Genomic DNA, 26,954 nt, shown 5'->3' on the forward strand with positions numbered 1-26,954 from the left:
GGCCCCGCTCCAGGCGTACGCTGAGCTGCCAGTAAGTCACGGTGCGCACCGACTCCCCGCGCCGGTCGCAGGGCCGTGACAGGGGGTGCGGTATGGGGCAGCACGGTATGCGGAACAGAGGCACACTCTTCGAACGCGAGAGTGAACTCGCCGCTGTCGACGAGGCGTTGAACGAGGTCACCGGCGTGCGCTCGGCCGCCGTCGGAAACCTCATGGACGTCTCCGGACCCGTGCCCTCAGCAGCGCCCGGACCCGCACCCGTACCGGCGTCCCCGTCACCGTCCGCATCAGGTCCCGGACTCCCCGCAGGCACAGGCGCAGGCGCAGCCGAGTCGAGGAACCGACTCCGGGGCGGGCTCCTCGCCTTCGCCGGACGCGCGGGCATCGGCAAGACGAGCCTGCTCGCCGAAGTGCGCCGCCGCGCCGCGGCCAAGGGCTGCACCGTGCTCTCCGCGCGTGGCGGCGACCAGGAGCAGGGCGTGGCCTTCCACGTCGCACGCCAACTCCTCCAACCCCAGCTCGCGGGCGTCCCGGAAGCCGAACTCCGCGCCTCGCTGGGCAGTTGGTACGACATCGTCGGCCCCGCACTCGGCCTGTGCGCCGCCGCCGAGGGCGCGCCCCCCGACCAACAGGGCCTGCGCGACGGACTCGACTGGGTGCTCACCCATCTCGCGGTCAGGCGCGCCCCGATGGTCCTGGTGCTCGACGACGCGCACTGGGCCGACCCGGAGTCGCTCCAGTGGCTCGCCGCGTTCGCGCCCCGCGCCGAGGAACTCCCACTGCTGCTCGTTGTCGCCTACCGGCCCGACGAACTCCCAGAGCACGCCGACGCGTTCAGGGCACTGCCCGGCCGAGCGGGTGGGCGTCCGCTGGACCTCGAACCGCTCAGCGCAACGGCCGTGGCGGGCCTCGTACGCGAGGCCGTGGGAGCGCAGGCCGACGACGCGTTCTGCCGAGAGTGCTGGGCCGTCACCGCGGGAAACCCCTTCGAAGCCGTCGAACTCACCGCCAAGGTCCGCGACCGCGGCCTGACCCCGACCGAGGCCGGAGCGCACCTGTTGCGCGACCTCGCCGCCGCCGTCAAGGGCAGTGGACTCGTCGCCCGACTCGAACGCCTCGGCCCCTCCACCGTCCGCTTCGCCTGGGCCTGCGCGGTACTCGGCACCGAGATCCCGCCCAACCTCGCCGCCGCGGTGGCCGGCCTCGGTGCCGAGGAGGCCGCCGACGCGGCGGACGTCCTGCGCGGCGCCCGTATCCTCACCGGCGCCGTGACCGCCTCGGGCACCCTGGAATTCGTCCACCCGCTGATCGCCACCGCCGTCTACCGAGCGATCCCGGGCAGTGTCCGCGTCGCCCTGCACGGCCAGGCCGCCTGGTGCGTCATCGACAGCGGACTCGGACCGTCCGCCGCCGCCCGGCACCTCATGGAGACCCACCCCGACGGCGACCTCTGGGTCGTCCAGCAGTTGCGGGCCGCCGCCCGCGAGACCCTCCGTGCCGGAGCCCCGGACACCTCGTGCCGCTACCTCGCCCGGGCTCTGCGCGAACCCCCGCCCCCCCGGTGAACGCGCCGCGCTCCTGTACGAACTCGGCAGCGCCTCCCTGCTCACCGAACCCGCGACCACCGTCAACCACCTCAGGGCCGCCCTCGACGAACCGATCGCCGACCCCGAACTCCGGCACAACATCGTCTACCGGCTCTCCCAGGTCCTCGCCCACAGCGACCGCCTGCGCGAGGCGTCCGAGACCCTCGCCCAGGAGATCAAGGTCACCGGCGACGCCCGCGTGCGGTTGCGCATGCAGTCGGAACAGTTCATGTGGGACGCCTTCAGGGCCGACGAGCCCGACTCGCCGTCCCGCTCCCGCCGGCTGACCCGCCTGGCCGACCGACTGACCGGCCGGGACCTGACCGAGCGCTATGTGATCGGCCTTCGGGCCTGGGACGCGACCCTGCGCGGGGAACCCGCCCACATCGGCGTCGGCCATGCCGAGCGCGCCCTCGCCGGCGGCATCGGCTGGGCCGAGGCGGACCGCGGCTTCGAGGTGCCCGTCCTGGTGGCCCTCACCTTCATGTACGCCGACCGGCCGGGACGCACCGAGGAACTGTTCGCCGCCGGGATCGCCGACTTCGAACGGCAGGGCTGGTACGGCGGACACCTGTCCTTCGGCTACTCCCTCCTCGCGTACGTGCGCTACCGGCGAGGACGGCTCGCCGAGGCGGAGGACTTCGGCCGGGCGGGACTCAGGCTCGCCGAGCGCGTCGGGCCGGACACCCCCGCGCACTGGTACGCCGTCGGCATCCTCATCGAGATCCTGCTCGCCCGCGGTCGGCTGGCCGAAGCCGCGCAGACCGCAGAGGACTACAACTTCGCGGCGCCCTTCCCCGCCGCGGTGGTGTTCCCCGACGCCCAGGCCGTGTACGGCGAACTGTTGTTGGCCAGAGGGCTGACCAAGGAGGCGGTCGCCGAGCTGTCCTCGGCCGGCTGGCGCCTCGATCCGCGCGGCATGCGCAACCCCTCCTGGTGCCCGTGGCAGCTGCACCTCGCCAGGGCGCAGCTCCACGAGGCCCCCGAGCTGGCCGAGGCGACGGCCCTGGAGGCAGTGAGCCGGGCCCGGCAGTTCGGTGCGCCCTCGGCGATCGGCCAGGCGCTGCGCGCGGCGGCCGACGTCACGTGCCCCGGTCCGGCCCGCGTCGAACTCCTCGAGGAATCGGTCAGCCACCTGGAACGTTCCCCCGCCGCCTACGAACTGGCCTGCGCCCTCGTCTCCCTCGGTACCGAACTCCGCAAGGCGGGCCGCCCCAGGGAATCGGCCGAACGTCTCTACCGCGGGCTGGAGGCAGCCGTGCAGTGCGGAGCGGACGGCCTGGTGGAGACCGCCCGCGACCAGCTGGCCGCCGCCGGGCTGCGACCGCGGCGGCTGCACAGCGCCGAGACGGAGACGCTCACCGCGCGTGAGCGCGCGGCCGCCACGCTTGCGGCGCGGGGTGACACCGCCGCCGCGATCGCCGACGAGCTGGCCACGGACGAGGCGACGGTCGTCCGGCTGCTGTCCGCGGTCTACCGCAAGGTCGGCACGGACCCGGCCGGGCTCGCGGCCGCACTGGGCGAGGCGGCGTCCGCCGACGTCTAGCGGGCGTGCTTCGTGCGCGCAGACGGGTGGCCGACGTGGGGTGGGTGGCCGACGGGGAGTGGCCGCCGGGCGTTGGCCAACGTACGTGGGCCAACGCGTGTGGGCCATCCGACGTGGGCCGACGCGGGGTGACCACCGGGTGTGGGCCAACCGACGTGGGCCGACGCGGGGTGGCCACCGGGTGTCGGCCAACCGGTGTGGGCCAACGCGGGGTGACCACCGGGTGTGGGCCAACCGGTGTGGGCCGACGCGGGGTGACCACCGGGTGCGGGCCAACGAGTGGTGGCCACTCCGTGTGGGCCAACGAGTGGTGGCCCACCGTGAAGGTCAACGGATGGGGGCGCCGGCTGAGGGTCGTCTCGCAGTGGCCCGCGGCCCGTGGAGAGGCGCCAACGCGTGTGGGCCACGGTGGTGGGCCAGCCGGTCGGGCTTGCGATTGCAGTTGAAGGTGATCACGCGCAGCCCCGGGCGGTCCTGCCGGCCGTGCGTATGATCATCGACCACCGCAGGCACGTCGGTACCTGGGTCAACGTGCGTGGGCAATCAGGTGTGGGCCGGGGGCCGTGGTGCCCCATGCGTATGCCATCGCCTGTGGGCCCTCACGCGTATGCCACCGCCTGTAGGCAACCAGGCGTGGGCCAGCCACCGTGAGCCACCACTCGTTGGCCACCACCTGTAGGCCATCGTCCGTTGACCGCCAAGCGTCGGGCGCCACGTGCAGCCCACGGTCCCCGGACCCCATCCGCGGACCACCCGCCCCTGAAGCAACGCGGGAGGGCCGACATCCGGGGTCAGGGGCCGTCGGCCCCTCGTCGACGCACCCCTCCGGGCACGTACCATGGCGGCATGTCCTTCCTCCGCCGCCGCAGCGCCACCCCCGCCGGGCCCGAGTTCGATGTTTTGGCCATGGATCCGGGTGACTGGCCGGGCAATCTGGGCGCCGGCCTGCTGCCCGCCCCCGATGGCAGCTGCCAGGGTGTGTTCCTGCGCTACGACCTGTTCGGCGGTCGCGGCCCCGCCATGATCATCGGCAACCTTCCGGAGGGCTCGCCGGCCCGGGACGTGGCCGAGGGCGAGATCCCGTTCGAGGTGGGCCAGCTTCTGCTCGCCCTGGAGAACGACGAGGAGGTCACTGTCGTCGGCGCCGAGGACACGCCGGTGATGCAGGGCGACAACCTCCTCATCGTGCGTCGCCTCAAGCTCTCCGAGACGCGCATCTCGTGCGTGCAGTTCGACCGCAGCGACAACGTCCTGGTGACCATCGCCGCCTGGGACCGCCCGATCACCGACGACCTGTACGCCCTCCTCAAGCCCCTCCCCGCGGAGCTCTTCCAGCAGGGCTGAGCAACACGGCAGCGACGGCCCGGACCCGCGCTCCCTGAGCGCCCGTCCGGGCCATGCCGTCGTCCGGTCCCGCAGATTCCGGTTGGGCCATGGCCCCACCGGCCCTGCGGCATCGCGCCAGGCCGCGCCCCCACTGGCTCCGCCTCCCCGTCCGGTCCCGCCTCCCCGTCCGGTCCCGCGCCCCCACCGGCCCGCGCCCCCACCGGCCGCGCGTTCCCGTCAGGGCCCGCGTCGCCGGGCGGGGTCATGAAGCCGTCAGCCTCCGCCTTTCCGCCCAGCCATGACGGCATCCGCCGCCGTCGCTGCCGCCCCTGCTGCCGTGGCCGCCGCCCCCGCTGCCGTGCCTCCGGACGATTCGGCGCCCAGGAAGTGGAACCCGGGGCGCGGGTGCATCAGGAAGTCGTGGTGGGAGATGTTCCACGCGTAGGCCCCCGCAAGCGAGAACGCGACGCGGTCGCCGGCCCGCAGGCCGGGCGCCGGGACGTTTCGGGAGAGCAGGTCCTTCGGGGTGCACAACTGGCCCGTGAGGGTGACGAGTTGGCCCTCCGCCCGCGGTCGCGGCCAAGGGTGCGGCCAGGCTTCCACCGGCACCACGGAGCACGGCTGGTCGTGCCCCTTGGTGGCCGGGGTGCGCAGATGGTGGGTGCCGCCGCGTACGACGGCGAAGTCCTCGCCCTGGCTCTGCTTCACGTCGAGCACCTCGCTGACGTACCACCCGCAGTAGGCCGTGAGCGAGCGCCCGGGTTCGACGCGCAGCGTCAGCCCCGGATGCCGGGCCGTGAGCCGGGCCAGCCCATCGCCGTACGAGGTCCAGTCGAACCGTTCGGCGGGGGCCGCGTAGTCGACGGTCATGCCGCCACCCACGTTCACCTCGTCGAGCCGTACCCGGTGCCGTTCGGCCAGCCGCACGGCCCAGCCCACGATCGACTCCGCGACGGCGAGTTGCTCCGGGGCGCGCAGTCCGCTGGCCAGATGGGCGTGGACACCGCGCAGTTCGAGGTTCGGATGGGTGCCGTCGGTGAGGAGCCGTACGACTCCGTCCGCCTGGGACGCGTCGAAGCCGAACGGACTGGGGCGGCCTCCCATCGCGAGGGAACTCGCGGCCAGCGAACCGGCGGCGACAGGGAGGTTGAAGCGGGGCAGGACGGCGACCCGTACGCCGGGGGCGAGCCGGCGGGCCAACTCGGCCAGCATGGCGAGTTCGTGCTCGCTCTCCACGTGGAAGCGTTCCACGCCCCGTTCCAGCGCGCCGGCGATCTCGGCGGGTGTCTTGCCGGGGCCGCCGAACGCCAGGGGGCGGCCCGGCACCGCCGCTGCCACATGGGCGAGTTCGCCCCCTGACGCGACCTCGTAGCCGTCGACGTACGGTCCGAGCGCCGCGAGGATCTCCGGTTCGGGGTTCGCCTTCGCGGCGTAGTACAGCTCGGTCCGTTCCGGCAGCGACGCCCTGACGGCCGCGGCGTGCGTGCGCAGGGCCAGCAAGTCGTAGATGTAGACGGGGAGTTCGTGCGCGGGCAGCGAGAGCAGGCGGGTCCGTACGGCTGGGGTGGGTCCGGTCATCGGGTGCTCCCGGTCGAGTGGCGCAGAACGTCCGCACCGAGGGGCGAGGGAAGGCGGACGTATCCCGCCTCGCGGTCCGCCTTGCGTCCCCAGCGGGTGAGGAGGTTCGCCTTCGCGGGCAGCGGCACTCCGGCCAGCAGTGCCGCCAGGGGCGGCGGGCAGCCGTACCGGTCGGCGTAGGCCTGGAGCGTGAGCCGGACCTCCGCCCACAGCGCGGCCTCCGTGTGGGGGTGCAGGTCGGCGAAGGCGGCCAGGAGTTCGGCGACGTGGTTCACCAGCAGGCAGTAGACGACCCGGTCCCAGCCGCGCTGGGCGTCGTACGTCATGGGTCCGGCGACGTCGGGGGGCAGCGCGGCCAGCGTGTCCGCGTGGTGTTCGGGTACGAGCTTGGTGCCCTCCAGGTCGCGGAACAGCACCTGTGCGGGCATGCCGTCGCCGTCGACGCAGATCAGCACGTTCTGGAGGTGCGGTTCGAGTACGACGCCGTGGTCGAAGCAGGCGGCCAGGACGGGGGGTACCAGCAGCCTGAGGTAGGCCGACCACCAGTCCAGCGCGGCCCGCGGGCCGGCACCGGCGAGCAGGCGGGAGATCTGCGCGGGGCTGGTCGGGTACTCGTCCGCGACGGCCGCCGCGAGCAGGGGCGTGGTGCCGGGCAGCAGCCGTCGGGACAGCCCTTCGCGGACGATGACCCCGAAGCCTTCCAGGAGTTCGCGGTCCGGTGTGCCGCCGGGGCCGGGCAGGGCGAGGCTGCGGTAGGCGGGCTCGCGGAGCACCGCGCTGCCGGGGAAGCGGTCGGCCAGGTCCGCCAGTACGGGGTCGAGGACCCGGGTGAGGGCCACGGCGCCCGCCAGCTCGTAACTCGCGTTCTTGCGGAGGCAGTTCGTGATGCGGACGTTCAGGCTGAACTTCAGGAACGTCTCGCCGTCGTACAGCGTGCGGACGGAGGCGGTGGCGGCGAACGGGCGGCCGCCCGGGCCCAGGTCGAGGACGTCGTGGCGGTCGAGTGCCGCTCGGAGCGCGGGGTGTTCGCGCAGCATCTCGTACTGCCAGGGGTGGGCGGGCAGCAGCCGGTAGCCGGGGGGCACGGTCCCTCCCTCGCGCGGGCCGAGCCGGTCGAGCGGGTCCAGGGCGCCGGGTTCGGCCCCCTCCTCGGCGACCAGGTGCTCCCGTACCGCGAGTCGTCGCAGTGGGAAGGAGGCTCCGGCCTCCGGCGCGTAGGCCAGCCAGGAGGCGGCGTCACCGGTGCGCGCCTTGGGCGTGGGGTGGAAGCGGTGCCCGAACAGCAGGGACTGCTCGGACTCGATGTAGGCGGCGACGGGCGCGACGGTCGCCCCGCGCCCGGCACTGTCCTCTGCGTGCGAGGTGCCACTCTCCGCGCGCCCTCCGGCGCCCGCCGCGCCAGGCCCGTACCCCGTGTCGCGGCGGTGGTCCACGGGCGCGGCATGGGAGTTGGGCGCCGCGTGCCGGCGTTCGTCCGTCGCGACCGGCTTGGTGGTGTGCTCGCGAGCGCCGGGAACGGAGGGGTGGCTGTTGTGCGTCGGTGCGGCCGCTAGGGGGGAGAGGGCCTGGGGAGCCGCCGTGGGAGAAGCGGCGGAGTCGTCGGCGCGGCGTACGCGAAGGACCGCTTCGAGGGTGCGGTGGCTGGAGGTGACCTGCTCCAGGAACTCGTCGTTGCGTACGCCGGACCGCAGCGACAGCTCGTCCTGGGTGTACGCGGCCAGCCGCCGCCAGTCCACCTGGCGCCAACCGCCCCCGGGTGTCTGCTCGTCGACCGGGCCTGTGAAGCGGTGGGCGCCGAGCAGCGAGGTGCGCCGCAGGGCCACCCGCAGCAGCACACCGCGGCGGGGGAGCCGTAGCAGCAGACGGCCTTCGGTGAAGGCGGTCTGCCGCTCGGGTCCCGACACCTCGCGCAGCAGGCAGTTGAGCAGGGTGTGTGCCACGGCCTCGCCGGGGGAGGGGAGTCGGGGCGGCCCGGCGGGCGTGACGACGGGTGTGCCACCGAGCGACTCGGTCAGCGAGGGCATGTGCGGCTCCAGCGGGTACGAGGAGGACGAGGTGAGGGCGAGTGCGCGGCGGAGCGGGGTATGACCCGCCCGGTGGCGTGGAGCCGGCGGTGTCCGCGGGCGGACGGGTCGCCGGGGCCGGACCGTGACCGGTGCCGTCCGCCGCCGCGCGGGGCCGGAACGCCCCCGCCGCGGTCGGGGAGCGGGACCTCCGCGCGTGTCATACCGAACGTCCTTGCCGCAGTAGATAGTTGGGGCCGCTGGTGTAGTGCTTGTTGATGTCGGTCGCGCCCGAGCGCTCCTTGCTGAGGAGGGTTCCGGCGGTGACCATCGCCTTGACCGGGAGCCGTGGTGCCTCCAGTACCCGGGTCCGCAGGACGTCTCCGGGGCCGCCCGGTTCCGTCCCGAGGCGTTCTACGGCTTCGGCCAGCCGGTCGCGGACGAGCCGCAGCAGCTCCGGCAGGGGAGCGCGGCCGTGCCGGGCGAGCCCGAACGCGAGGGCTCCCGCGCACAGATGGAGCGTGATGGTGGTGAACAGGTCGGCGACCGGGCCGTCGCTGGTGCCGAACGTCCGGGGGTCGTCGAAGCCCAGGGACTCCGGGGCGTCGTCCCCGAGCCGCTCGCGCAGCCGGACCGTGTTGACGCGGGGGCCGTCGTTGTCCTTCAGCAGCAGCCGCACCCGCGGACGGCCGTCGGCGTACCGGTCCAGGACCAGGGAGATGTTCTGCTGGTGGGACTCCAGCGCCACCCCGTAGCCGAAGAGCGTGGTCTGCCAGTCGAAGAGCGGGGTGAGGCAGGCGTCCAGCAGGGCCGCCGTGTCGCCGTCGTGGAACAGGTCCGCGAGGTGGTCGAACACGAGCCGTCCGTCGGGGGCTTCGGCGAGCAGCGCGGCCATCGGCACGACCAGGCAGTCGTCCAGTCCCGCGGGGAGGCGCCTGAACAGCACGGCGAGCAGTTCGTGCCCGGCGTGGGCGTGCACGGTCTCGTCCGCGTGCAGGACCGTGTCCCGCAGGCGGGGTTCGAGCGCGACGATCCGCTCGATCAGCCGTTGGCCCGCGGCGCCGTCCACGAGTGTCCCGGGCTTGATGGTCCGGCGGTTGCGAAGCCCCAGGGTCGCTGTGGGCAGCGGCACTTTGACGTGCAGGGTCGGGTCGCAGGTCAGTGCCACGGTCCTCATGGAGAGGGTCGGCACCGCCTCGGCGCCGGACGTGCCGACGGGCACGGCCACCCGGTCCGTCAGGCCCTTCTCGCCCAGGGCGTCCTCCAGGTCCGCTCCGACCGTCAACGGGTGCACCGGCATGACCACATGGGTGCGGTCGAGTCCGTCCAGGCCGAGCCGTGCGGGAGTGGGCCAGGCGTGCGGGAACTCCCCGGTGACCGCATCACGCGGCACGGCGAGCCAGCGGAGGGCGAATCGCGAATGGAACTCCGGCGCATACGAGCGCAGTTGCGTGTCGCCGAGGCCGGAACGTCCGCGTGCGGTCGGGTAGACGGGGTGGTCGAGGCGGGCGGCGAGGGTGTCGAATGCCAGGGCTCCGGCCGCTCCTTGCCAGGCAGCGAGGTCGTGACCGTGACGGTCCGTCAGCTCGCCCATGACCTGGCCGCGCGTCGCGGCGTGGAGGCGCATGGTGCCCAGTGTCTGCCGGCACTCCACGGCGAACGCGTCGAAGCCCTCCCGGTCCGCAGGTTCGGCGAGCGCGCGCAGTTCGGTGAGGATCGCGTCGCACGTGCCGTGGATGACGGACGTGCCGTTGTCGGACTCGGCGCGGATCAGGGGAAGTCGGGCCGCGCACTCGCACTGGAAACCGTCGGCGGTGACCGGCACGAGCAGGCTCCGTCCGTTGCCGGCGGTCCGGCGCAGCCAGGCCCCGTCCTGCCCTTCGGTCGGCGTGCCTGCGGACCGCAGTCCCACCACGTCCTCGCGCAGCAGGGCGCCGAGCACACGGATCACGAGGTCCGCCTCGGTGCGGTCCGCGGGGAATGTGTCGTCCGTCGCGGTCGGTGCGGTCACGGCCGGATCTCCCACCGCTGCCCCGCCAGGAACGCGGCCGAGGCCCGGTCCACGGCTGCCCGGTCGCTTCCGACGGCTCGCAGGACGCCGAGGTAGTCGCGGTTGGTGCGGTACACCTCGTGCCGTTCGCCGACCCGGCGCAGGGGCCGGTACGTCAAGTGCACCCCGTCCACGGTCAGTTCTGCGGGCTCCGGGGCCTCGACGAGTTGTCCGGGAATCGTCGCGCAGGGGTAGTCGAGCCGGGCCGCGTCCTCGCGCCTGGCGCCGAGGTCGTGGGGGAGGGGTTCTCCCGCGTGCGTCCGCAGAATGTGCTCGAACAGCGGGATGCGCAGCAGTCGGGCCAGCAGCAGATCGCACTGGTCGCCGATGGCGCGGTAGTTCACCTCGATGATGCGCGCCCGTCCCGCGTGGACCACGAACTCGGTGTGGCAGGCGCCGAACCCGACGCCGAGCGCGTCCAGTTGGGCGAGGACCTGGGTGAGGACCGGTTCCGGATGGGCCGGTACGAAGGTCATCCGCTCCTCGATGAAGTGCGGGGGCGGCGACAGCCTGGTGTGGAAGCCGCCGAGCACGTGCCGGACGCGGCCGTCGCCGAGCGTCTCGACCGTGAACAGTTCGCCGGGCAGGAACTCCTCGACGACGAGGGTGGTTCCGGGGCGCCGGCCCAGGATCTCGCCGCACCGCGCCGCCAACTCCCGCGGCTGCGAGACCAGTACGACGTCCTCGCTCGCCACACCGTCCCGTGGCTTGACGACACACGGGAAGGGCGCGTCGAGCCCGGCCGCGTCCTCGGGGGTGGTGACCTCGGCCGACCACACGGTGTCCACGCCCGCGGCGGCGAGGTGGCGCCGCATCTCGGCCTTGTCCTTGGTGCGCAGGGCTGCCCGCCAGTCCTTTCCCGGCAGGCCGAAGTACGCGGCGGCCAGGGCCGTCTGGGTCTGCAGGTGGTCGCTGTTGGAGAAGACCGCGTCGGGGTGGTGGTGGGTCGAGATCCGGGTGACGACGGCGCGTACGTCGCGAACGTCGCACTCCAGCACGTCGATCTCCGGATACGCCCGCCGGTGGGCGTCCGGCTGGTCCGTCAGGACCGTGACGTCCAGGCCAAGTCGGGACGCGGCGGGCAGGAATCCCTCGGTGACCGAGTCGGTCGGATTCAGGGCGAGCAGATACAGGCGCATGCGTGGGTCAACGTCCGGTCATGAGTGGTGAATTACGGAGCGGGCGCGGCACGGGCCCGCTCCCGGTGGTGGATCGGGTCCGCGGGAGCGGTATGCCGGCTGTGTCCGTGAGCCACCGTGTCGCTGCCCGGACGCCGATGCCGGACACCCCGGCACCGCCCCGGGCCTCGAAGATCTCATCGTAGGGCGCGGTGACGATACGTAAGATCAGATTAGCCATGCTTTACATTTCAACGAGCTGTGGGTGGGCCGTGACATGCGCCTCCCTTGATCGTTCACTCCGAGGTGCGGTCACGCGCTGCTGTCGGCGATCTCTATACTAAGGTAAGCCTTACCTCTTCCGATCGCGCCTCCCCTCATGCACAGGAGTACCGATGACCGTGGCCCTGGAGTCCCCGTCGACCGGTGCAGCCACGTCCGTGTCCGGTCTCCTCGACAGCACGTACCGGCGCCTGGCGGAGGTCTGCGAGGCCTTGACGGTGCGGGTGGCGGGCCCCGGACCGACCGCCCTCCAGGGATCGTTCACCGGTGCTGAACTGGTGAAGGACCAGGAAGTCATGGCGGCCTTCGTCGACGCCGAGGCGGTCCGCATCCGGGACCGCTACGACCACACTCCGCGCCACGACGTCGCCGCGTCCCGCGCACTCCACGACTACGCGTGGTCGGTCGGCCTGCTGATGAGCGGCGTCTGGTACCTCACCGGACGGGTTCCGAGGATTCACCCGGAGGACGTACGGTTCGAGCCGGTGTCCGCCACGTTCGAGATCAGCCCCGGATCCGACCTCGCCTGCCTGCCGGGCGACCCGGAGGCCGCCTTGCCCGGGATGCTGACCGTCCCCCACGAGGACGCCCTGCGTGCCGAGTTGAGGATCGCGGTCGCCGACCACATGGAGCCGCTGCTCACGGCCGTCGCCCCGCACGTCCGACGCGGACCGCGCGCCCTGTGGGGCATGGTCACCGACGACCTGGTCTCGGGCATCTGGTACCTGGGCCGGATGCTCGGCCAGGAGGCAGGCGCGGTGCGGGCGGCCGCTGCCCTTCTGCCGTCACCCGTCCCGCCCTTCCCCGGCGGCGCGGACTTCCGTCACCTCACCGGTGGCGACGGGCGGCGGCACCCGACCCGTACCCGTCTGGGCTGCTGCCTCTACTACACGATCCGCCCCGCCGAGGCCTGCGCCACCTGCCCCCGCACCTGCGACGCCGAGCGGCTGAGGCGGCTGGAGAGCTGACGGCCGCCCCCGCCGGGGCGCGACGACCGAAGCGCCACGGCCGGCGCGCGCGGACCCCGGTCCTCCCGCGTACCGTGGTGTCCCGGGCGGGCAGGTCCAGGGACAGGAGCGGCGTGATGGCGGGCGAACCGAGCTTCTTCGAGATCGGCGTCGCGGACCCCGAGCGGGGCCGCGCGTTCTACGGAGCCCTCTTCGGCTGGACGTTCGAACCGGGCACGACCGAAGGCGGCGGCTTCGCCCTCAACACCGGGGGAGTGCCCGGCGGCATCCACGGGGGCGACCCCGGAGCCACCCCCTACCTCTTCTTCCGGGTGGACGACCTCGACGCGGCGGCCGCCCAGGTCAGGGACCTGGGCGGCACGGTCGACGAGCCGGCCGACGAGAGCGGCGACAGCGACGAGTCGGCCGCGCGCTTCGGGCGGTTCAGGCTCTGCCGCGACGACCAGGGCTCCCCGTTCGGCCTGCACGAACCGCCCCGGAGCGGCTGACGGCCCAACGGGCCGAGACCAGGGCTCCCCGTTCGGTCCGCACGAACCGCCCCGGAGCGGCTGACGGTCCTACCTGGCCGACCGGAGCAGGCGCACGTCGGCGGCCCGTACGAAGGCCACCCGGTGCCCGAACTGGATCTCGTAGTACATGTCCTCGCCGCGCACCACCCGGTGCGGAGCCGTGTCGAACGTCGGCGAGTAGAAGTACTCGCCCGGCACCTTGCCACCGACGGCGTAACGCTGTCCCGCGGGCAGCTTGTACGGCAGCGGAGACACCGACTGCACGGGCACCCCCTCCGGGTAGGCCTCCTTCTCCGGGTACGCGCGCCCGTAGACCGGGATCTCGGTGAGACCGTCCTTGGGCGTCACGACCGGACCGGAGGCGTTCACGGCCGTCGGCTGCGCGGACGGGTTCCGGAACCAGGCCTTCTGCCCCAGGTACCAGATGGCCGTCCAGTCGCCCTCGCGCCCGGCGACCGCGTACCGCTGCCCCGTCGAGACCCGCGAGCCCACGTCGTTGACGTCCGTGGTCGAGTCCCCGCCGCCCGGCCGCAGCCCGATGTCCTTGACCAGCGGAGCGTCCTCGCGCGGCTCCGTGCGCAGGCGCACCGCGCTGGAGCCGTGCGCCGCGCAGGGCACGCCCCGGGTCACGCAGCCCGTGAACTCCGGCTGGTGCTCGCGGAACTCGGGCAGTACGGTCACCAGCCCGTCGTGCTTCCCGGGCTGGGCGCGCAACGGCTTGCCGAGCAGGGCGAAGTAGTGGCGCCAGTCCCAGTACGGGCCCGGATCGGTGTGCATCGAGGGGACGTTCGCCGCCGTCGGCCCCGGAACGGTGTCGTGGCCCAGGATGTGCTGCCGGTCCAGCGGGATGTCGTACTTCCTCGCGAGGTACTTCACCAGTCGCGCCGACGAGCGGTACATGGCCTCCGTGTACCAGGTGTCCGGCGCCGTCAGGAATCCCTCGTGCTCCAGGCCGATCGACTTGGCGTTGACGTACCAGTTGCCCGCGTGCCAGGCCACGTCCTTTGCCTTGACGTGCTGGGCGATGTGCCCGTCGGTGGAGCGCAGGCTGTACTGCCACGACACATAGGTCGGGTCCTGCACCATGGCGAGGACACCGTTCCACGCACCCTCGGTGTCGTGGATCACGATGTACTCGATGCTCTGCGCGGCGGGGCGGTCGCCGAGGTCGTGGTTGCCGTAGTCGCCGTCGCCGAACTCCTCGTACGGGGCCGGGATCCACTCGCAGGACACGCTCTTCGGGCATTCGGTGCCCTCGGCGTCGGCCGCCCGCAGCCCACCCCTGTCCACCTGCGCGGTCCTGGGCCTGAGTTCGGGCCGCGCCGTGAGCGAGACGCGCTGCCCCGCGTCCGTCGTGCGCCGTTCGCCCTGCCGGATCACGTCGAAGACGTCGTCGGCGTACCGGGCGGCCGTCGTCGTGTCGTCGGCGCCCGAGTAGCGGGCCACCGCCCCGTACCAGTCCGCCGGGTCCTCGCTCAAGGGCTCGCCCGACTGCTTCTGCGCCGCGGCCAGCAGCGCCGCTCCGCCCGCCACATTGGCCGCCGGGTCGCTGCGCAACCGCTCCGCCGGGATGCCGGTGAGTTCGGCCGCCCGGGTCAAGGTCTGCAGGCGGGCCGGGAGTTCGGCGACGGCGGGGAGCCGGGGTACCGGCAGCCGGGGCGCGCGGGATTCGTCGCCGCGCGCGTCCTCCGTACCGTCACCGTGGTGGGAGGCGTCCGTCCCGGCGAGCGCGGTGCGCGCATCGGTGAGATGCATCGGACCGTAGCCGCCCGTGACGCTCGGCGCCCCCGCGTGCGCGTCCCAGCGGGACTGCAGGTACGACACGGCGAGCAGCACGCTCTGCGGCACCTCGTACCTGGCGGCGGCACTGGCGAAAGCATTCTGCAGAAGCGCGGACGGCAACTGCGTGCCGCCGCCTGACGGCGCGGCGCCGAGCAGAGGCAGCAGCAGCGCGGCCGAGGCGAGAGCCCCGGCCGTTCTTCGGGTACGTCCGCGGGGGGACGCACCGGAGTCGGTGGCGGATCCTCGCAAGGCAGGCCTCCTGAGCGGTCGAGCATGACGGTGTCACCGGCGGGTGCACGTATGTGCTACCGACTCTCCGACGATCCGTCAATCATGCCCAGAAGTGAACGATGTCCCATGTCAGCGGCGTGATCCGAGGAGATTCCGCGGTGACGGCCGCCCGGCCTGCGGGGCGTCAGTGGTGTGGACCGGTGATCGTCAAGGCGGCGTGTTCCGCAACCCGCGGAAATTCATGTCGCCGGTCCGCGTGGCCGGCCCGCCGTGTGCCGTCGGCGGCCGTGCCCGTCGGGCCGGACACGACGAAGGTCCGCGGTGCACCCATGGCGGGCACACCGCGGACCGTCGTCCCCGTCAGCGAGTGCCGACCGCCGCGCGAACGGCCTTGCGGGCCATCTGGCAGTCGTCGTGCAGCCGCCGCAGCAGCAGCCGCTGCTCCTCGCCGGACGGCGCAGCACCGGGATGGGCCGGGCCCGGTGCCGCCGGGGTCGCCTCGTGCATGGAACGCTGCACGGCCGTCTCGTACGTACGGATCTCCCTGGTGAGGACGAGCATCAGATTCACCAGGAACGCGTCGCGAGCCGCCGGGCCCCCGGCCTGCGCGAGCTGACTGATCTGCCGACGGGCGACCGGTGCGTCCCCGAGCACCGCCCACAGCGTCGCCAGGTCGTACCCCGGCAGATACCAGCCCGCGTGCTCCCAATCCACCAGCACTGGACCGGCCGGTGAGAGAAGGATGTTCGACAGGAGGGCGTCGCCGTGGCAGAACTGACCCATGCCCTGGCGGCCCGACGAGTGCGCGATTCCGTGCACCAGCTTCTGCAGGTCGCCCATGTCCCGGTCGGTGAGCAGCCCCAGGTCGTGGTACCGGGAGATGCGCGCCGCGTAGTCGAGCGGGGCGTCGAAGGTACCGGCCGGCGGGCGCCAGGAGTTGAGCCGGCAGATGGCCGCGAGCGCCGCTCTGACGTCCGCACGAGGCGGGGACTCCACCGGATGCCGCTGGAGGGCCGCCACCCGTCCCGGCATGCGCTCGATCACCAGGGTGCAGTTGTCCGGATCCGCTGCGATCAGTCGCGGCACCCGCACCGGAGGGCGGTGCCGCACGAACGAGCGGTATGCAGCTATTTCATGGCGGATCCGCTCCGCCCACACCGGGGAGTGGTCCAATAAGCACTTCGCCACGGCGGTGCTGCGTCCCGTCGTGCCGACAAGCAGCACGGAGCGCCCGCTGCGGCGCAGCACCTGCACCGGAGCGAACTCCGGACAGATCCGGTGCACCGACGCGATCGCCGTGCGCAGCTGCGCGCCCTGAGGGCCGGACAAGTCGAGTCTCCCGCTGAGCGGTTGCGTGCCGAGTCCCGGGATGCGCCGCGACCGGCCGGCACCGAGGACGGGGGCCGCTGCGGGTCGGGAGGGATCGAGATAGGGGCCGCTGCCGACCGGGCGGGTGTGCAGCGACCGGGGCGGAGCGGACACGGAGGACGATGCTGCGTACATGGGCGAAACAGATCCCTTCGTGTGCCTGCAAGTTGCCGCGCTACCCGCCCCGGTCGCCCTGGCCCATCCTGGGGAATGTCCCTCGGTGACCGGGTCGGGGTGGCGCTTTCCTACCTGACACCGGACGCCCCGTGGCACACCATCTGGCGTGCCCTGGCGAACCCTGGCGAATAGTCGCTCAGCAACTGACAGGCGGTTACTGTCAACTCAGCCGAGAACCTGGGGGCTTGACGTGAACGGACAACCCAACGCCCGACTTTCGGACCTGTTCGGCCTGGCCGGCTGGTCCAAGGGTGAACTCGCGAGGCTGGTCAACCGGCAGGCGGCGGCCATGGGCCACCCCCAGCTGGCGACCGACACCTCGAGAGTGCGGCGGTGGATCGACATGGGAGAGATCCCGCGCGATCCGGTGCCGAGGGTGCTGGCGGCACTGTTCACCGAGCGTCTCGGCCGTGTCGTGACCATCGAGGACCTCGGTCTGGTCCGGCACGGGCGCACGGGGAAACGGCAGGGCGGCGGGAATGCGGAACATCCCGACGGAGTGCCGTGGGCGCCCGAGCGGACGGCTGCGGTCCTCACCGAATTCACGGGAATGGACCTCATGCTCAACCGACGCGGCTTGGTGGGCGCGGGTGCCGCGCTTGCCGCAGGATCCGCAATCAGCGGCGCCATGCACGACTGGCTGCACACCGATCCGGCCCTCGCGGCCGACGCTCCCGAACTCGACCATCCCCTGCACGCCGACCCCGCTGGGTTCGACCGCTACGAGGCCGCCCCCATCGGGTCGCAGGAGATCGAGGAACTGGAGCGCTCGGTCGAGGTGTTCCGGGCCTGGGACGCGGCCCGTGGTGGCGGACTGCAACGCAAGGCTGTCGTGGGACAGCTCAACGAAGTGGGAGGCATGCTCTCCTACCGACATCCCGACCATCTCCAGCGGCGCCTGTGGGGCGTCGCGGCCAACCTCGCCGTCCTCGCGGGCTGGATGTCGCACGACGTCGGCCTGGAGCCCACGGCCCAGAAGTACTTCATCATCGCCGCGCACGCGGCCCGCGAGGGCGGCGACCGGCCACGGGCGGGGGAGGCGCTCTCCCGCGCCGCCCGGCAGATGGTCCACCTGGGCCGGCCCGACGACGCGCTGGACCTCATGAAGCTGGCCAAGTCGGGCTCGGGCGAGGAGGTCCTGCCGCGGACCAGGGCCATGCTCTACACCATCGAGGCCTGGGCGCAGGCGTCGATGGGCAAGGGCCAGGCCATGCGCCGCACGCTGGGCGAGGCGGAGGAACTCTTCGTCTCCGACAAGGGCGACGTGCCCCCGCCGAGCTGGATGCAGCTCTTCGACGAGGCGGACATGCACGGGATGCAGGCCCTCGCCTACCGCACGCTCGCGGAGCACGATCCCGCGGCGGCGGCCGTGGCGCAGCGGCACGCCAAGGAGGCGCTGCAACTGCGGGAGAAGGGGCGCGACCGGTCGAAGATCTTCGACCACATCTCCCTGGCCTCGGCGTGCTTCATCGCCGACGATCCCGAACAGGCCGACCGCTACGCCCGGCTGGCGCTGACGTCGATGGGGTCGAACTCCTCCCATCGCACCTGGGACAGGCTGCGCGAGATGTACCGGCTGACCGGGCAGTACTCCAGCTATCCGAAGATCCACGACCTGCGTGAGGAGATCAAACTGTCCTTGCCGAAGGGCTCGTTGAAGCCGAGGGGCGGCAGCAGCCGCACGGTGTAGGCGGTCCGGCTCACCGGCACACCCGAGCACCGGCACACGAACGGCGTCGGGCCCGTGGTTCGACGCAGGACGTCACCCCGTCGCGGGGTCAGTGGGCGACCTTGGCGACGAGTACGCAGGCGTCGTCCTCGCGCTCCGTCTCGCCGAACTCCTCCACGACCGCCCGTACGCAGTCCTGCGCGCCCCGTGCCTCCTCGAAGCGGGGGGCCAGCGCCAGGAGGCGTTCGGCGGCCGCGGCGCCGGTGTGGCGGGGGACGAGTCCGTCCGTGCGCAGAAGCAGGAGGTCGCCGGGTTCCAGCCGTTCCTCGGCCTGCCCGTACGCGGCTCCCGAGGTGGCGCCGAGGAGGACGCCGTCCGGCGGCGTCAGCACGCGTCCCGTCCCGTTGCGGAACAGCAGCGGGGCGGGGTGTCCGGCCTGCGCCCACGTCAGTGTGCGGGTCTCCGGCCGGTAGCGGCAGCACACCGCGCTGCCCAGGGCGGGCTGGACCGAGGCGTCGAGTATCTGGTTGAGCCATTCCATCAGCCGGCCCGGCGCCGTGCCCGCCATGGCCATGCCCCGCAGGGCGCCGATCAGCATCGCCATCCCCGAGGTGACGGTGACTCCGTGGCCCGTGAGGTCTCCGACACTCAACAGGGTTTCCCCGCTGGAGAGTTCGAGGGCGTCGTACCAGTCCCCGCCGATCAGCGAACTCGTCGCGGACGGCAGGTACCGGGCGGCGAGGTCCAGGGTCTCGGGGCCCTGGCGCGGGAGCCTCAGGGACCCCCGCCAGGGCGGCAGCACGGCTTCCTGCAGTTCCACCGCGATGCGGTGCTCGGTCTGCGCGCGGTGCCGGTGCCGCTGGAACGAGTCGCGGCTCTCGTCGACGGCCAGCTCGCTGCGGCGCAGTTCGCTGACATCGCGCACCACCGCCCACATGGCCTCGGTGCTGCCGTCCGCGGCGAGTACGGGCTCGCCCATCATGTGCACGGTCCGCACTCCGCCGTCGGGCCGGACGAGGCGGAACTCGCCGTCTATCGGCTTGGCGTCGATCAGGCAGTCCGTCACCATGGACGTTAGCCGCGGGCGGTCCTCGTCGAGGACGGCGGACGGCAGTTCGTCGAGGGTGAGCGGGGGCGCGGTGGGGTCGCGGCCGAGAATCCGGTAGAGCTCGCCCGACCAACTCGCCTCGTCCGTCAGCAGGTTCCACTCCGCGCTGCCGACCCGGCTGAGCAGTGAGCCGCGCCGGGACGTGCCAGGCACGGCCCGGGTTCCCGAAACCGCGTGTCCGGGCTCGACGGGAGCGGGCGGCGGGCCGTCCCGTAGCTGCGCCAAGTGCTGGTCGAGATCGTTGAGTTGGTGCATGGCCAGGTCGCACAGTGCGCGCTGCCAGCGCCCCTCGGGGTCCGCCCCGTCGGCCGGTGCGTCGCGCCGGACGGCGTCCACTTCGCCCCGCAGTCGGCGGGTCTGCGAGATCAGCGCGTCGACCGAGCCGCTCGCGGGCGGCTCGGCGGCCGGGCGGTCCGCCGAGAGATGGGACGGCATGACGTACTCCGATACAGGCACGGTACGACAAAGGCTGGGGAGGGACCGGTTACGACTGTGGCACAGCCCGCGACGCGCTGTAAGGGATTTGGCGACGAATGATGCGGTGGTGCCTCTGGCATGTGCCGCAGTCCCCCCGGAGAGGGAGGGCGGGACGAATCGAGTACGCGACCCGTGCCCTCAAGTCGTAGTCATCATAGGTCAGTTGACGCATCAGGAGGCTCAGTCCGACGCTCATTCAGTCATACGTTCGTCGCCCGTATGTGCGGCTCGTTCGGTGCGTCCCGTGGGCGGGGGTGCGGCAGGTGCGCACGCCGCGTCCACGGGTGGGGACGGGTCAGTCCACCCCGGCCAGGCGCAGGACCGCGTCCAGTCCCCGGTGGCCCCCCGGCGAGGCGCCGGCCGGCAGGACGTACGCCCGCAGCCCGGCCCCGGCCGCCCCGCCGTCCTTCGCCGGATGGTCCCCCACCATCAGCGACTCGGCGGGGGCCACGCCCAGTTCGCGGCAGGCGTGCGCGAACAGTGCGGGGTCCGGCTTCTCGGTGGCGTGCTCGAAGGAGTGCACCCAGGCCGAGAAGTGGTGGTCGAGGCCGTGGTGCGCGAACGTCGGCCGCAGGTCCCAGCCGACGTCGCTGACCACGCCGAGCGCCAGGCCCGCCCCGGTGAGGCGGGCGAGCGTCGGGCCGGCGTCCGCGTAGGGCATCCAGTGCGCGGGCTCCCTCAACTGGGCGTAGAGCGCCCCGGCGTGCGGTGCCAGTGCCGGGACCGAGGCGTACCACGTGGTGAACGCGTGGCGGTGGGCCGCCGGCGACACGTCCCGGCCGCGCTGGGCCGCCACGACGTCGGGGGCGCCGAGCCCCGACTCCAGGCGGTCGAGCAGTCCGTCCATCTCGGACGCGCCGACCGGGCGGCGCAGGACGGCCCGGATGCGTTGCGCGTACGTGCCGATCTGGAAGAGCGTGCCGCCGAAGTCGAAGAGCACGGCGCGTACCGGGACCGGGCCGTGAGCGGCGGTGGTGGCGCGGAGCGGCCCCTCGGGACCGCAGACCGGAAGCGGGACGTTCGTCATCCGGACTTCCTGACGCCTGCGGAGGCGGGTGCGCCAGGGGCCCCGGGGGAGTCGGTGCGGATGGAGTCGGGTGGCGGCCGGGTTGGTGCCGGGCGCCGCGCCGACGGCATCGCCGGGCAGACGGAGTGGCGCACGGCGTCCCGGTTCGGTGGCACGCGGGACCGGCGGTCGAATCGCGCGCGTGTGTGGACCATCGGGGTGACCGGACGCCGAAGCGGCCCGGCGGTGGTGTGTCGGCCGCGCCTCGGTATTCGGTTCATTCCTAGGCTTGTCGGAAAGGACTGAAATCTCCCCCGAGGGAGCGGTACGCCCCTGGCCGCGGCGCGCCTCCCTCTTGAGAAACAGGTGCGGTCGTGCGGTTCTCGAAATGGTTGGAGCGCTTCCGCGCGGACGACGGGGATCCGGGGGAGCGGTCGACACCGGACCGCTCCGCGGACGCCCCGGAGGAACCCGCGTCACCCTCCGGGGAACCCGCGTCACCCTCCGGGGAACCCGCACCACCCTCCGGGGAACCCGCGCCACCGCCCGCGGAGCCCCCACGTGCACCGGTTGAGCGGCCGGAGCCCGCCGCCACGGTTCCCTGGGGTGTGCGTGTCGCCGCGGAGGCCGGATGGCGCCTGCTCGTCATCGCGGGCACCGTATGGGTGCTGGTGCAGGCGATCAGTGCCGTGCGGCTGCTCGTGCTCTCCCTCGCGGCCGCGATCCTGGTCACCGCGCTCCTTCAGCCCACGGTGGCCCGTCTGCACCGGCACGGGGTACCGCAAGGGGTCGCCACCGTACTGACGGCACTGTGCGGTTTCGTGCTCCTCGGGCTGGTCGGATGGTTCGTCATCTGGCAGGTCACGGACAATCTGGAGGACCTGACCGACAGCCTCCAGGGCGGTGTCGACGAGCTGAAGCGCCGGCTGCTCGACAGCCCGTTCCACATCACGGAGGAGATGCTCGACAACATCACGGAGAAGTTGAGCGACGGCATCGGCTCCAGCAGCGACAAGCTCACCACGGCCGGCATCCACGGTGTCGCCGTCATCGTGGAGTTCCTCACCGGAGTCCTGCTGACCGTGTTCTCGACGCTGTTCCTGCTCTACGACGGTCCACGGATCTGGAAGTGGAGCCTCAAGTTCGCCCCGGCCCCCGCCCGCCCGGCACTCGAGGGCGCGGGTCCTCTCGCGTGGCGCACCCTCTCCGCGTACGTGCACGGCACGGTCATCATCGCCTTCATCGACGCCCTGTGCATCGGTCTGGGCATCTACTTCCTGGACGTCCCGCTGGCGCTGCCGCTCGCCGTCGTCATCTTCGCCGCCGCGTTCGTCCCCCTCGTCGGAGCCGTGGTCTCCGGAGCGCTGGCAGTCGTCGTGGCCTTCGTCGCCGAGGGCCTGGTCACCGCGCTGCTGGTCCTGCTGATCGTGCTCGGCGTGCAGCAGCTCGAGGGGCACATCCTCCAACCGTTCATCCTCGGCCGTGCCGTACGGGTGCACCCGCTCGCGGTCATTCTCTCGGTGGCCGCGGGAGGCCTGCTCGCCGGTATCGGAGGTGCCGTCGTCGCGGTCCCCCTGGTCGCCGTGGCCAACACGGTCGTGAGCTACCTGCTCAACCGGGACGGCGAGCAGCGGCCGCAGGAGCAGTCATAGGTCCCGGGGGCGGCGCGACCCCGTCCGGAGCCGGGCGGGACCCCCCTTCCGCGCCGGCGCACCGGGGCTCGGAGGCGATACCGCTGGGCGGATGGCATTCCGGTGACCCGCGGGCGAGGCGCGTGGCCGTGACGACGGGCGCACTCCTACTCTGCAATTAGTTTTGCTCTTTTCATCCTGGCGTATCTGCGTAGGTGTTTCACCCCTGTCGTATTTGCGTAGGGGCGAAGGAGGAAGTCGTGCTCGGGACGTTCGCTCAGGTTTTCAAGACCGCCGACTTGCGCAAGAAGCTCTTCTTCACGCTCGGCATCATCGTGCTGTTCCGCGTGGGCTCACACATTCCCATCCCGGGAGTGAGCTACAGGAATGTCCAGACGTGCGTGGACGCCGTGTCGAAAGAGGGCGGGCTGCTCGGACTGGTGAATCTGTTCAGCGGCGGCGCCCTGCTCCAGATCACGGTCTTCGCGCTGGGAATCCTGCCGTACATCACCGCGAGCATCATTCTCCAGCTCCTGACGGTGGTCATCCCGAGGCTGGAGGCGCTGAAGAAGGAGGGCGCCGCCGGGCAGGGGAAGATCACGCAGTACACCCGCTACCTGACGGTCGCCCTCGCGGTCCTGCAGGGCACCGGTCTCGTGGCGACCGCCCGCAGCGGCGCGCTGTTCCCCAGTTGCCCCACGGCCCGGAACATCGTTCCCGACCAGTCCATCCTCACGACGGTGGTGATGGTGACGACGATCACCGCCGGGACCGCGTGTGTGATGTGGTTCGGAGAGATGATCACCGAGCGCGGGATCGGCAACGGAATGTCGATGCTCATCTTCATCTCCATCGCCTCCACGCTCCCGGGCGCGCTGTGGACCGTGAAGCAGGAAGGCACCATCGCCGGAGGATGGGTGAACTTCGGGCTGGTCCTTCTCATCGGATTCGCCATGGTGGGGCTGGTCGTCTTCGTGGAGCAGGCGCAGCGGCGGATTCCGGTGCAGTATTCGAAGCGGATGATCGGGCGCAAGTCGTACGGCGGAACCTCGACCTACATCCCGCTGAAGATCAACCAGGCCGGCGTGGTCCCGGTCATCTTCGCGTCGTCGCTCCTCTACATTCCCGCGCTGATCGCGCAGTTCTCCGACTCGAATTCCGGATGGTCGGCGTGGATCAACGGGAACTTCGTCAAGGGCGACCATCCCTTCTACGTGGCCGCGTACTTCCTTCTGATCGTGTTCTTCGCGTTCTTCTACGTGGCGATCACGTTCAACCCGGAGGAAGTCGCCGGGAACATCAAGCAGGCCGGGGGTTTCATCCCGGGCATCCGCGCCGGCCGGGCCACGGCCCAGTACCTGGGTTACGTCCTCAACCGGCTCACCTGGCCCGGATCGCTCTACCTCGGGCTGATCGCCCTGGTGCCGACCGTCGCGTTCGCCAGCTTCGGAGGTGCCAACCAGCTCACCGGCACGAGCGTGCTGATCATCGTGAGCGTGGGGCTGGAGACGGTCAAGCAGATCAACAGCCAGGTCGAGCAGCAGCACTACGAGGGCTTCCTGCGGTAGCGCCGGCGAAGGTCTCGCGGCACGGCCCCGTCGAGACGCGGCGGCCGGGTGTCCCCGGCACCGGCCGAGCGCGGGTTGCCGGCGTCGCCGGGGGGCGGGCGCGGGAGCCCGCGCGGTGGCGGGCTCCCGCGCCACGGCCCGGGGCTACTTGGTGAAGACGGCCCGCGCGAAGTCGTCGGGTGCGGTGCCGGCCTCCGCGACGAGCCTGCCGTCGGCGGCCCAGATTCCCGAGCGGCCGGACGTGCGGTCGAAGCCGCCACCGGTCGGGCCCGCGAAGGCGGCCGTGGCGGCCCACACGCCGTGGTCGGCGGCGACCCGGCGAGCGCGCTCGCCGTGCACCTCGGCCTCGTGGTCGGCGTGGACGACCCCGGCCACGTACCCGTCGATGCCCAGGGCCGCCGTCCTCGCCGCGTGCTCGGGGATGCCCGTGTCGCGGCAGACGGCGAGTCCCAGCCGCCACCCGTCGACCTCGATCACGGTCGGCTCCCCGGGCGTGAAGTGCGCGGCCTCGCTGCCGTGGAGGTGGACCTTCCCGTAGACCGCGTGGGCGCCGTCCCCCCGTACGGCCAGGACGCCGATGTGAGGACCGGGCACGGGCGCGCCGACCAGGGCGAGCGTCCCGGTCTCGGCGCACGCGGCGACGATCGGAGCCAGCCGTTCGTCGTTAGGGGCGATCGGCTCGGCGTCGAGCTCGTATCCGGTCAGCGACATCTCGGGGAAGACCACCACCCGCGCGCCCGCCGCCCGAACCGCTTCGGCGTGTGCCACGGCGTTGCCCGCCACGTCGTGAGCCGTGCACCTCGGCTGCGCCACAGCGATGCTCAACGAATGTCCCACCCCGGGCTCCTTTCATCGAATTGCCTGGTCAGCGTACCTGGCGACCGCGACGCGGGCCGTGGAGCCCCGGGGTGTGCACGCCCGCCGCCCGGCGGCGGGCGGGGAGCTGCCACGGCCCGCGGCACACGGTGGTCGAACCGCGGCGTCCCGGCCGGCCGGCGCGAGCGCGGACCCGACCGGGAACCGACCGGCCCGGCGCCCGGAGGCGTGCCGGTGTGCCGCCGCGCGTCACGGCGTCCCGGCCCGGCGAGCGCCTCGCGGACGGTTCGGGAGACGGGTGCTAACCCAGCGCGCGGTCCAGGTTGAAGGCGGTACTGATCAGGGCGAGGTGGGTGAACGCCTGCGGGAAGTTGCCCTGTTGCTCGCCGGTGAGCCCGATCTCCTCGGCGTACAGGCCGAGATGATTGGCGTAGGTGAGCATCTTCTCGAACGCCAGCTGGGCCTCGTCGAGCCGTCCCGCCCGCGCCAGGGCCTCGACGTACCAGAACGAGCAGATGGAGAACGTGCCCTCGTCGCCGCGCAGTCCGTCCGGGCTGGCGTTGGGGTCGTAGCGGTAGACGAGCGAGTCGGACACGAGCTCCTCGGTGATCACGTCCAGCGTGGACAGCCACTTCGGGTCGGTGGGCGCGATGAACTTCGTCAGGGGCATCATCAGGACGGCCGCGTCGAGCACGTCCTCGCCCTCCTGCTGGACGAAGGCGCGGCGCCGCTCCGACCAGCCGCGCTCCATGATCCGCCGGTAGATGTCGTCGCGGGAACGCTGCCAGCGGAGCAGGTCGGCGGGCAGGCCGCGCCGGTTGGCGAGGCGGATCGCCCGCTCGATCGCGACCCAGCACATCAGGCGCGAGTAGATGAAGTTCTTCCGGCCGCCGCGGGTCTCCCACACTCCCTCGTCGGGCTGGTCCCAGTGGGCGCACACCCAGTCCACGAGCGCGCAGACGCTGTCCCACAGATCACTGGAGATGGGCTGCGCCCACTTGTCGTAGAGGTAGATGGAGTCGATGAGGGCCCCGTAGCTGTCCAGTTGGAGCTGGCCCGCGGCACCGTTGCCGATCCGGACGGGAGCGGACTTCTGGTGGCCCTCCAGGTGGGAGAGTTCGCTCTCGGGCAGGTGGGTGCGGCCGTCGATCCCGTACATGATCTGCAGCGGCCCGGAGGCGTCGTCGGTGCCCTTGCAGGCGCGCGTGGTGAGGAACTTGATGAAAGCCTCCGCCTCGGTCGTGAAGCCGAGCCTGAGCATCGCGTAGACGCAGAACGCGGCGTCCCTGATCCACGCGTAGCGGTAGTCCCAGTTGCGCTCCCCGCCGAGCTGCTCGGGAAGACTCGTGGTCGGCGCGGCGATGATGGCGCCGGTCGGGGCGTACGTGAGGAGCTTGAGCGTGAGGGCCGACCGGTGCACCATCTCCCGCCAGCGCCCGCGGTACTGCGACTGGCTCAGCCAGCGCCGCCAGTAGGCGACCGTGTCGGCGAACTCGACCGCCGCCTCCTTGTGTGCGCAGCCCCGCTGTTCGACCCCGTCGCCGATCTTGTCGAGCGCGAACACCGCCGACTCGCCCTCGCCCAGCTTGAAGTCCGCGCGCACATCGGTGCCGTCGCTCTCCAGCGGGACCGTCGACGTCAGGGCGAGGCGCAGGTTCGCGGAGTCGAAGACGGCGCTCTCGGGGTTCGTGCGCACGGTGTGCGGGGCGGTGCCGTACTCGAAGCGCGGGGCGACGTGAAGCTGGAAGGGCACGGTTCCCCGCACGCACAGGACACGCCGGATGAGCCGGTGGCGCTTGGTCTCGGCGACGCCGTCCGTCATCGGCATGTAGTCCTGGACCTCGCCGGCGCCGTCCGCCGTGAAGAAGCGGGTGATCAGGACGTTGGTGTCGGGGAAGTAGAACTGCTTCGACTGGGCGGACACGGTGGGGGACAGGGCGAAGAACCCGCCGCGATCGGCGTCCAGGAGCGATCCGAACACACTGGGGGAGTCGAACGACGGGCAGCAGTACCAGTCGATGGTGCCTTCCGTCCCCACCAGGGCAACGGTGTGCAGATCGCCGATGAGACCGTGATCGGCGATCGGCAGGTAGCGGGATCGACCCGGAGTATCAGGAGGCCTCACGTTCTCGGCCATCGCCTGCCTCCCTACCGG

At 72.2% G+C, this 26,954-nt stretch carries 16 protein-coding genes and 1 pseudogene; 7 read left to right on the forward strand and 10 right to left on the reverse strand.

The annotated features are described in order from the left end of the window. Positions 1–92 precede the first annotated feature (92 nt). Both IE265_RS14050 and IE265_RS14055 read left to right on the forward strand, forming a co-directional pair. Positions 93–3,132: pseudogene (locus IE265_RS14050) on the forward strand (ATP-binding protein). Positions 3,133–3,978: 846 nt separating this feature from the next. Next, complete coding sequence (locus IE265_RS14055) at positions 3,979–4,476, forward strand: glycosyltransferase family protein (protein WP_190035851.1); 498 nt, start codon at positions 3,979–3,981, stop codon at positions 4,474–4,476. Positions 4,477–4,731: 255 nt separating this feature from the next. Here IE265_RS14055 and IE265_RS14060 read toward each other — a convergent pair whose 3' ends face one another. The 4 genes from IE265_RS14060 to IE265_RS14080 all read right to left on the reverse strand — a co-directional run bounded on the left by IE265_RS14060 (position 4,732) and on the right by IE265_RS14080 (position 11,228). Beyond that, the gene (locus tag IE265_RS14060) at positions 4,732–6,036 is read right to left on the reverse strand and encodes a type III PLP-dependent enzyme (RefSeq protein ID WP_190035852.1); all 1,305 of its coding nucleotides are present in this window, start codon (positions 6,034–6,036) and stop codon (positions 4,732–4,734) included. Continuing rightward, the gene (locus IE265_RS38340; protein ID WP_229916176.1) at positions 6,033–8,060 is read right to left on the reverse strand and encodes an IucA/IucC family protein; all 2,028 of its coding nucleotides are present in this window, start codon (positions 8,058–8,060) and stop codon (positions 6,033–6,035) included. Before IE265_RS38340 ends, IE265_RS14060 begins: the two co-directional genes overlap by 4 nt. A 199-nt stretch (positions 8,061–8,259) precedes the next feature. After that, positions 8,260–10,050, reverse strand: a complete 1,791-nt coding sequence (locus IE265_RS14075) for an IucA/IucC family protein (protein WP_190035853.1) — start codon at positions 10,048–10,050, stop codon at positions 8,260–8,262. After that, the gene (locus tag IE265_RS14080) at positions 10,047–11,228 is read right to left on the reverse strand and encodes an ATP-grasp domain-containing protein (protein ID WP_190035854.1); all 1,182 of its coding nucleotides are present in this window, start codon (positions 11,226–11,228) and stop codon (positions 10,047–10,049) included. Before IE265_RS14080 ends, IE265_RS14075 begins: the two co-directional genes overlap by 4 nt. Positions 11,229–11,602: 374 nt before the next feature. On the opposite strand from IE265_RS14080, the gene IE265_RS14085 reads away from it, so the two are divergent. Together IE265_RS14085 and IE265_RS14090 are read left to right on the forward strand one after the other, a co-directional pair. Beyond that, complete coding sequence (locus IE265_RS14085; protein ID WP_190035855.1) at positions 11,603–12,457, forward strand: (2Fe-2S)-binding protein; 855 nt, start codon at positions 11,603–11,605, stop codon at positions 12,455–12,457. Between the two features lie 116 nt (positions 12,458–12,573). Then, positions 12,574–12,945 (forward strand): VOC family protein, encoded by a 372-nt coding sequence (locus IE265_RS14090; RefSeq protein ID WP_190035856.1) that lies wholly within the window; start codon positions 12,574–12,576, stop codon positions 12,943–12,945. A 69-nt stretch (positions 12,946–13,014) separates the two neighbouring features. On the opposite strand, the gene IE265_RS14095 is transcribed toward IE265_RS14090, so the two are convergent. Both IE265_RS14095 and IE265_RS14100 read right to left on the reverse strand, forming a co-directional pair. Beyond that, positions 13,015–14,997 (reverse strand): N-acetylmuramoyl-L-alanine amidase, encoded by a 1,983-nt coding sequence (locus IE265_RS14095; protein ID WP_190035857.1) that lies wholly within the window; start codon positions 14,995–14,997, stop codon positions 13,015–13,017. 342 nt (positions 14,998–15,339) lie between these two features. Then, the gene (locus IE265_RS14100) at positions 15,340–16,482 is read right to left on the reverse strand and encodes an aminoglycoside phosphotransferase family protein (protein ID WP_190035858.1); all 1,143 of its coding nucleotides are present in this window, start codon (positions 16,480–16,482) and stop codon (positions 15,340–15,342) included. Positions 16,483–16,714: 232 nt separating this feature from the next. On the opposite strand from IE265_RS14100, the gene IE265_RS14105 reads away from it, so the two are divergent. Continuing rightward, on the forward strand, positions 16,715–18,214 hold the full coding sequence (locus IE265_RS14105) for a DNA-binding protein NsdB (RefSeq protein WP_190035859.1): 1,500 nt from the start codon (positions 16,715–16,717) through the stop codon (positions 18,212–18,214). An 88-nt stretch (positions 18,215–18,302) separates the two neighbouring features. Here IE265_RS14105 and IE265_RS14110 read toward each other — a convergent pair whose 3' ends face one another. Then, positions 18,303–19,736 carry a PP2C family protein-serine/threonine phosphatase gene (locus IE265_RS14110; protein WP_190035860.1) on the reverse strand — a complete coding sequence of 478 codons (1,434 nt, stop codon included), beginning with the start codon at positions 19,734–19,736 and terminating at the stop codon, positions 18,303–18,305. 337 nt (positions 19,737–20,073) lie between these two features. After that, entirely contained in the window at positions 20,074–20,805 is a 732-nt protein-coding gene (locus IE265_RS14115) for an HAD family hydrolase (protein WP_190035861.1), read from the reverse strand. Positions 20,806–21,392: 587 nt separating this feature from the next. On the opposite strand from IE265_RS14115, the gene IE265_RS14120 reads away from it, so the two are divergent. Beyond that, positions 21,393–22,436, forward strand: a complete 1,044-nt coding sequence (locus tag IE265_RS14120) for an AI-2E family transporter (protein WP_359313082.1) — start codon at positions 21,393–21,395, stop codon at positions 22,434–22,436. A 239-nt stretch (positions 22,437–22,675) separates the two neighbouring features. Next, a complete protein-coding gene (gene secY, locus IE265_RS14125) occupies positions 22,676–23,983 on the forward strand; it encodes a preprotein translocase subunit SecY (protein WP_190035862.1) in 1,308 nt (435 codons plus the stop codon). 144 nt (positions 23,984–24,127) lie between these two features. Here secY and IE265_RS14130 read toward each other — a convergent pair whose 3' ends face one another. Beyond that, on the reverse strand, positions 24,128–24,820 hold the full coding sequence (locus IE265_RS14130) for a carbon-nitrogen hydrolase family protein (protein WP_190035863.1): 693 nt from the start codon (positions 24,818–24,820) through the stop codon (positions 24,128–24,130). A gap of 280 nt (positions 24,821–25,100) precedes the next feature. Beyond that, positions 25,101–26,936 (reverse strand): glycoside hydrolase family 15 protein, encoded by a 1,836-nt coding sequence (locus tag IE265_RS14135; protein WP_190035864.1) that lies wholly within the window; start codon positions 26,934–26,936, stop codon positions 25,101–25,103. Between the last annotated feature and the right edge of the window lie 18 nt (positions 26,937–26,954).

Origin of the sequence: Streptomyces fructofermentans, from assembly GCF_014651055.1 — a bacterium.
Lineage (GTDB): Bacteria > Actinomycetota > Actinomycetes > Streptomycetales > Streptomycetaceae > Streptomyces > Streptomyces fructofermentans.

Coding starts and splice junctions, on each gene's coding strand:
- IE265_RS14090 (WP_190035856.1), top strand. CDS start 12,574: ATGGCGGGCGAACCGAGCTTCTTCGAGATCGGCGTCGCGGACCCCGAG.
- IE265_RS14135 (WP_190035864.1), bottom strand. CDS start 26,936: ATGGCCGAGAACGTGAGGCCTCCTGATACTCCGGGTCGATCCCGCTAC.
- IE265_RS14085 (WP_190035855.1), top strand. CDS start 11,603: ATGACCGTGGCCCTGGAGTCCCCGTCGACCGGTGCAGCCACGTCCGTG.
- IE265_RS14115 (WP_190035861.1), bottom strand. CDS start 20,805: ATGACGAACGTCCCGCTTCCGGTCTGCGGTCCCGAGGGGCCGCTCCGC.
- IE265_RS14080 (WP_190035854.1), bottom strand. CDS start 11,228: ATGCGCCTGTATCTGCTCGCCCTGAATCCGACCGACTCGGTCACCGAG.
- IE265_RS14060 (WP_190035852.1), bottom strand. CDS start 6,036: ATGACCGGACCCACCCCAGCCGTACGGACCCGCCTGCTCTCGCTGCCC.
- IE265_RS38340 (WP_229916176.1), bottom strand. CDS start 8,060: ATGCCCTCGCTGACCGAGTCGCTCGGTGGCACACCCGTCGTCACGCCC.
- IE265_RS14055 (WP_190035851.1), top strand. CDS start 3,979: ATGTCCTTCCTCCGCCGCCGCAGCGCCACCCCCGCCGGGCCCGAGTTC.
- IE265_RS14110 (WP_190035860.1), bottom strand. CDS start 19,736: ATGCCGTCCCATCTCTCGGCGGACCGCCCGGCCGCCGAGCCGCCCGCG.
- IE265_RS14100 (WP_190035858.1), bottom strand. CDS start 16,482: ATGTACGCAGCATCGTCCTCCGTGTCCGCTCCGCCCCGGTCGCTGCAC.